Raw genomic sequence first — 6382 nt, forward strand, 5'->3', positions numbered from 1 at the left:
AACATCTTTACACTTGTCAGTGAGTAATGGGCTGTGTCAGTATTAGCGTCATTGCTTTTTAGGCAATAAGTTTTTTAATCCATAAATCTTCACCAATAAAATATAAGTCGTAGGAAGTTGGCGCATATGAGTGAATCATTAGAGCAACAGTTAGATAAGCAAAGCCCGGATAAACAAAGCCCAGATACGCAAAATAATAAACACTATCGCTACTTGGTTTTTATCGGCCGCTTTCAGCCATTCCACCGTGGGCATAAAGCGGTTGTCGACGAAGCACTAAAGCGTGCCGATAACGTCATTATGCTTATTGGCTCAGCTAACCTACCGCGTAGTTTACGCAATCCGTTTAGTGTTGCTGAGCGTGCTGCCATGATTAAGGATGTCTACTCAGCAGCAGAAGCGGCACGTATTCATTGCGTTGGGCTGGACGATGCACTCTACAATGACACGCGCTGGTTACAATACGTGCAAGCGGGTGTTAAATCTGTCACTGGCGACTTACAAACGGATATCGGCTTGATTGGTCATTCAAAAGACAGCTCATCGTATTATCTATCGCTATTCCCAAACTGGGCGTCGGTCTCAGTACCCAATTATCATAATTTATCAGCGACCCCTATCCGCGACAGCTATCTAATGGGCGCTACGCCGACACCTGAGCGCACGCCTGAATCAACGCGCAAAGTACTAAATGACTTTAAAAAAACCGATGATTATCAGCGACTACATGAAGAAGCAGATTTTATTGATAAATATAAAAGACAGTGGGAATCAGCCCCTTATCCACCTACTTTTATGACCGCCGATGCTTTGGTGGTGCAATCAGGGCATATATTATTAGTAGAGCGCCGCAGTATGCCAGGGCGCGGACTGTGGGCATTACCGGGTGGGTTTTTGAATCCAAAAGAGACCTTATTTGATGCCTGCATCCGCGAGCTACGAGAAGAGACTCGTCTTAAAGTCCCTGAGCCAGTGTTGCGCGGCTCTTGCCATAGTCAGCATACCTTTGATGACCCGTATCGCTCAGCGCGTGGGCGCACGATTACCCAAGCGTTTTACTTTCAGCTCAAAAACGATCCAAACGGCCTGCCAAAAGTAAAAGGCGGCGATGATGCTGCCACAGCTTTTTGGTTACCCCTTGCCGAGTTAGATGCCAAAATGATGTTTGAAGACCATTATGCGATTATCACTAAGATGGTTGGCTTATAGTTTTCTTATCATTGACGTTTCGGTGCATTATTTCCAAACTTTTAGTCAACTGAAAACTATAAAACCTATTTTCTACATTTGACTTTATAATGTCATTGTTATCAATTTCACCGCCCAAGCTGATAGACAGCAAGGGTTAACCGCCGCAACTGTTCTTTCATCAAAGCAGCTGCGGCATCTCAAAGCAGAGGAGTTCTGTGATGTATACCAGTAATTTAAATAATTTGATCTTAAATAGCGACAGCTATAAAACCTCACATTGGGTGCAATACCCAAGTGGTAGCGAGTACTTATCAAGCTACGTTGAGGCGCGTAAAGGCGACTATGATGTGCTGTTCTTTGGTTTACAAGCCTTTATCAAAGAATACTTAAGCACACCGATTACCCATCAAGATATCGATGAGGCGGAAATGGTCATTCAAGCGCACGGCTTGACCTTTAACCGTGCAGGCTGGGAACGTTTGGTCGATAAACATGGTGGTTATTTGCCATTACGTATCGAAGCCGTTCCCGAAGGCAGCATCGTGCCCGTATCCAACGTGGTCTGCCAAGTTATCAATACCGACCCTGAGTTTTATTGGCTACCAAGTTATTAAACATGGTGGTTATTTGCCATTACGTATCGAAGCCGTTCCCGAAGGCAGCATCGTGCCCGTATCCAACGTGGTCTGCCAAGTTATCAATACCGACCCTGAGTTTTATTGGCTACCAAGTTATTAAACATGGTGGTTATTTGCCATTACGTATCGAAGCCGTTCCCGAAGGCAGCATCGTGCCCGTATCCAACGTGGTCTGCCAAGTTATCAATACCGACCCTGAGTTTTATTGGCTACCAAGTTATATCGAAACAGCGTTATTACGCGCGATTTGGTATCCATCGACGGTCGCGAGTGTCTCGCACTATTGCAAAGGTATCATTCGCCAAGCGCTAGAAAAATCTGCGGACAATTCAGAGTCATTGATTTTTCGTTTGCATGACTTTGGTTCACGCGGTGCTTCTAGCCATGAGTCTGTCGCACTCGGCAGCCTAGCTCATTTGGTCAACTTCGCTGGTACCGACTCGATGACCGCTTTGGTCGCTGCCAGTCGCTGGTATCAGATGGATAAAGACATGCCAGCCTTCTCAATCCCTGCTGCTGAACACAGCACTATGACCGCATGGGGCCGTGATGGTGAAACCGCCGCCTTTGCCAACATGATTGAGCAGTTTGGCGGTACGGGCAAGAGCTTCTCAGTGGTCTCTGATAGCTATGACTTATGGAACGCCATTGATAACATCTGGGGCGGCAGCTTAAAAGATGAGGTTAAAAACATGGGTGGTACGTTAGTCATTAGACCAGACAGTGGCGAGCCGGCTAAAGTGGTTCGCGAGGCATTAGAGCGCTTAGCGGTGAAGTTTGGGACGACTACCAATAATAAAGGCTACAAAGTATTGCCAGACTACGTACGCGTCATTCAAGGTGATGGTATCAGCCCGCAAAGTTTGAGCAAAATTATCGATGTGGTGTTGAAGGCTGGCTTTAGCGCCGAAAACGTGACCTTTGGTATGGGCGGTGGTCTGCTGCAACAAGTCAATCGCGATACCATGAGCTGGGCGATGAAAGCCAGTGCCATCTCTATCGATGGAACCTGGAAAGACATCTATAAAGATCCGGTCACCAGCCGCTCTAAACGCTCGAAGAAAGGCCGGTTGGCACTAATAAGAAACAATCATGGCAAATTAGACACTATCAAAGCCGATGCGTTATCTGCTCATACAGAAAACCTATTACGGGATGTTTATCTTGATGGTAAATTATTAATAGACGACAGTCTCACCACTATTCGGGAGCGTGCAGGATGGTAAATACTCATAAAGTAGCCTCGGTGGCAAAAGATGTGCTACTCGCCCCTGTTTATCTTTATCAAGGTCGCAAAATCAAGCGCGATACCGTTCGCCTGCCTGAGCCAAATGGCGAAAGACGCGGATCTATTTCACTAAACCAGTCTACTAGTAGGCCAAAAAACAACACCAATAAAACGTTAAACCTCATGGTCGTTGGTGATTCAGCCGCAGCTGGTGTGGGTAGTGAGACGCAGCAAGAAGCACTGACAGGCAAGCTCATTCCAATATTGAAGCAACAGCCCGCCATTTATAACACATTCAGTACGCTGAACTGGACGTTGCAAGCGACTACAGGACATACCAGCTTCGATATTTTACGTAGGCTATATGTCCTACCCACTCCTAGCCAGCCTACTGATGTAATGATACTCAGTGTCGGTGTAAACGATACGACATCAAGTGTTCCTGTAGATAAATGGCAACAGCAAGTTGAAGATATTATTGCTATTGCCCAGCGTAAGTTTGGTGTACGAAAGCTGGTTTTTTTGAGTCTACCGCCGATGGCAGAAATGCCTGCGATACCGCCACCGTTGAATAACTTTGTCGGTGCAAAAGCCTCAATCCTTGATGAGATATTGCAGCAAGTTTGTGCCAATAATGACGGGGTTACCTACATGGCAACTGACTTTGCACGGATGATAGAAGAGCATTCTAATGGCACACCAATCGATATTTCAGTGATGTTTGCCAGTGATGGCTTCCATCCTAGCAGCCTAATGTACGGTTATTGGGCGCAGCAGGTAGCAGAGCTGATTATCGAGCTACTAGAATCACCAGTCACTTAATTCAAAAACTAATACCAAACCCAAAAAGTACGATTAGTTGTGTCAAACTCGTTTAGTCTACAGTGTGTATAGCCGATCCACTATAAAACAAACACAGTGCTACTGGGATAAATTTTGCGCAGCCTCTGTCTGCACAGGCACAGCAAGCAAGTAAAACTTATCCCAGTAGCTCGCTATAATGTTTGTACTCATTTTATTTAGGACTGACTATAGCACTTGCACTCGTTTTCCTTGCTACTCTAATTTTTGTAAATGGTATAACATTGTAATATTCAAGTTTTAACAACCAACCAAACTCTAAAAATTGAACCAAAAAAAAACCGCTGAATTATCAGCGGTTTTTTATGGTTCAGTGAAATAGATTGACGCAATAAGCGTAAATTATTCAGCAGAATCAGCAGCTTTCTTACTACGGCCACCAAACGCACCAAAGCGTTTGTTGAAGCTTGCAACACGACCTTCAGTAGAGGTTTTACGTTGTTCGCCAGTATAGAATGGATGCGACGCACTTGAGATATCAAGTGGGTAGTATGGGTATTCTTTACCTTCGTATTCACGAGTGGCTTTGGTATTAACAGTTGAACGCGTTAGGAAGAACACGTCAGCGTTAGTATCATGGAACAAAACTTCTTGGTACTTAGGATGGATATCTTTACGCATAATAAACTCTCTATGTCCGATGTATGTACAGCGCTTTTGATTAACGGTATTTTTGACTATTAATCACACCACAGCATACGTAACTGAGGCACTAAGGACATCTCTCAGTCTGGCAGCTGCGTCACTGGCTTATTCCAGCACCCAACACCACACTTCTGCTCACTTAGCCTTTCCCCAGCGGGAAAATCAAACCGCGATTTTAACGGTTTTCGACTTTTGATGCAAGCAGCTTCTATGATCAATTGACACGACCATACATTACTTACACCTTAACAATATTGAGATAAATGGTTTACCCTAGTATAATCTAACATTAGATAAAACACACAATTAAACCTCGAGATGTAGGTTATTTAAACAATAACCTATCTTTGATAGTAAATCTTATATAAAATTTATAGCAATAACACCGTATCGTTTTTAAATTGAATCGACTATAGGTAAAATTACGCCTCAAAAATAACTGATTAAACCCCAATAAACAAGGATAATATAATGATAAATATCTCACTGAAAAATACGGCCAAAGCTATCGCGATCAGTGCGGCGCTTGCTACCACCACCATGGCAAGCGCGGCGCTACCGAGCCAATGGCAATTAGATGACTCGCACACACGCGTTGGATTTTCGGTGAACCACCTAGGGTTCTCAACCACCATGGGTCGCTTTAATGAGGTGAAAGGCGTGGTGAACTACGATATCAAAGCGCCTGCTAAAACCAATATGAACTTTACTATTGCCACAGATAGTATCGATACCAATTGGGATGCGCGTGATGAGCATCTTAAAAAGGATGAGTTTTTTAACGTCGCCAAATACCCAACCATGACTTTTAAGTCGACTGACATCACATTTAAGAATCCGCAACAAGCCGAAGTAACCGGTGATTTCACTATGCTAGGTCAAACCAAACCGCTGACGCTAGATGTAACCTTAAATAAAATCGCCAATAGCCCACTGACTAAAGAGCCTGTTGTCGGCTTCCGTGCGACGGGTATTATTGATCGCGCCGCTTATGGTATGACGGCATTTTCTGATGGCATCACCACCGATGTTCCTATCCAAATCGATGGTGAATTGGTCGAGAAAAAAGCGGCTGTAAAGAAAAAATAATAAAGCCTGTTTATCATTAATTTCTATCTTAATTAAAGCATCACATGAAAAAAGCAGCCATTAAATGGCTGCTTTTTTGATACAGATAAAATTATTATTAAACTTTATCTGGCAGTTTTAACGATATGCCAAACGCCAAGTTTGTTATCACCATCTTTATCGCCAATCTTAGTATCATTAGCATAGAAGTATAAAGGTTTGCCATTTACTGCCCACTGATATTTACCATCTTCACGCTGGAATGCAGCAAACTGCCCTGAAGCTTTGGCATTGTTAGGTGCCATAAATGCCGGCCAAGCAACTAGACATGCAGAGCCACATTCAGATTTGTTCATTGAGTCTTTATCAAAGGTATATAAAGTCATATGGTTACTAGCATCGACCAACATGCCGTTTTTACTAGCGACAGGAGCGGTGCTTTTATTGGTGGCTTGCACATCATGCATACCAGAATCGTCCTTACCAATCATATTGTTAAAAGTAGAACAACCACTAAGCGCTAAAACACCTGAGAGTGCTGATAGTATAAGAATGCCTTTCATAATAACTTCCTTGTCATATTGTCATAGTATATTTTTATTTGGGTTTTTCTTCCTGTCTGATGATTTAAGCAATCGTACAGAAAACCACTTAAACCTGCCTTCAAGCAGTTTCAATATAGCATACCCAAAACATTAGGGGCTGTATAGAATTCAAATCAGCGGCAGCCAGATAAAGACACAAGCGAGAA

Annotated in this window: 5 protein-coding genes and 2 pseudogenes; 5 read left to right on the top strand and 2 right to left on the bottom strand. The window is 43.5% G+C overall.

Translation table 11 applies throughout. The features are described from left to right. Window positions 1-126 precede the first annotated feature (126 nt). The 4 genes and pseudogenes from EI162_RS06840 to EI162_RS06855 all read left to right on the top strand — a co-directional run bounded on the left by EI162_RS06840 (window position 127) and on the right by EI162_RS06855 (window position 3879). Entirely contained in the window at window positions 127-1209 is a 1083-nt protein-coding gene (locus EI162_RS06840; protein WP_192523635.1) for a bifunctional nicotinamide-nucleotide adenylyltransferase/Nudix hydroxylase, read from the top strand. A 200-nt stretch (window positions 1210-1409) separates the two neighbouring features. Continuing rightward, window positions 1410-1784: pseudogene (locus EI162_RS06845) on the top strand (nicotinamide phosphoribosyltransferase domain-containing protein); the annotation flags it as partial. A 143-nt stretch (window positions 1785-1927) separates the two neighbouring features. Beyond that, a pseudogene (locus EI162_RS06850) lies at window positions 1928-3055 on the top strand (nicotinate phosphoribosyltransferase); the annotation flags it as partial. After that, complete coding sequence (locus tag EI162_RS06855) at window positions 3049-3879, top strand: SGNH/GDSL hydrolase family protein (RefSeq protein WP_192523636.1); 831 nt, start codon at window positions 3049-3051, stop codon at window positions 3877-3879. The pseudogene EI162_RS06850 and the gene EI162_RS06855, both read left to right, overlap by 7 nt. A 381-nt stretch (window positions 3880-4260) precedes the next feature. Here EI162_RS06855 and EI162_RS06860 read toward each other — a convergent pair whose 3' ends face one another. Beyond that, window positions 4261-4539, bottom strand: coding sequence for a type B 50S ribosomal protein L31 (locus EI162_RS06860; RefSeq protein ID WP_192523637.1), 279 nt, complete (start codon window positions 4537-4539; stop codon window positions 4261-4263). Between the two features lie 495 nt (window positions 4540-5034). Between EI162_RS06860 and EI162_RS06865 the strand changes: the two genes are divergently transcribed. Beyond that, window positions 5035-5652 (top strand): YceI family protein, encoded by a 618-nt coding sequence (locus EI162_RS06865; RefSeq protein WP_192523638.1) that lies wholly within the window; start codon window positions 5035-5037, stop codon window positions 5650-5652. A 104-nt stretch (window positions 5653-5756) separates the two neighbouring features. On the opposite strand, the gene EI162_RS06870 is transcribed toward EI162_RS06865, so the two are convergent. After that, window positions 5757-6194 carry a hypothetical protein gene (locus EI162_RS06870; RefSeq protein ID WP_192523639.1) on the bottom strand — a complete coding sequence of 146 codons (438 nt, stop codon included), beginning with the start codon at window positions 6192-6194 and terminating at the stop codon, window positions 5757-5759. Between the last annotated feature and the right edge of the window lie 188 nt (window positions 6195-6382).

Source organism: Psychrobacter sp. FME6, assembly GCF_014861365.1.
Classification (GTDB): Bacteria; Pseudomonadota; Gammaproteobacteria; order Pseudomonadales; family Moraxellaceae; genus Psychrobacter.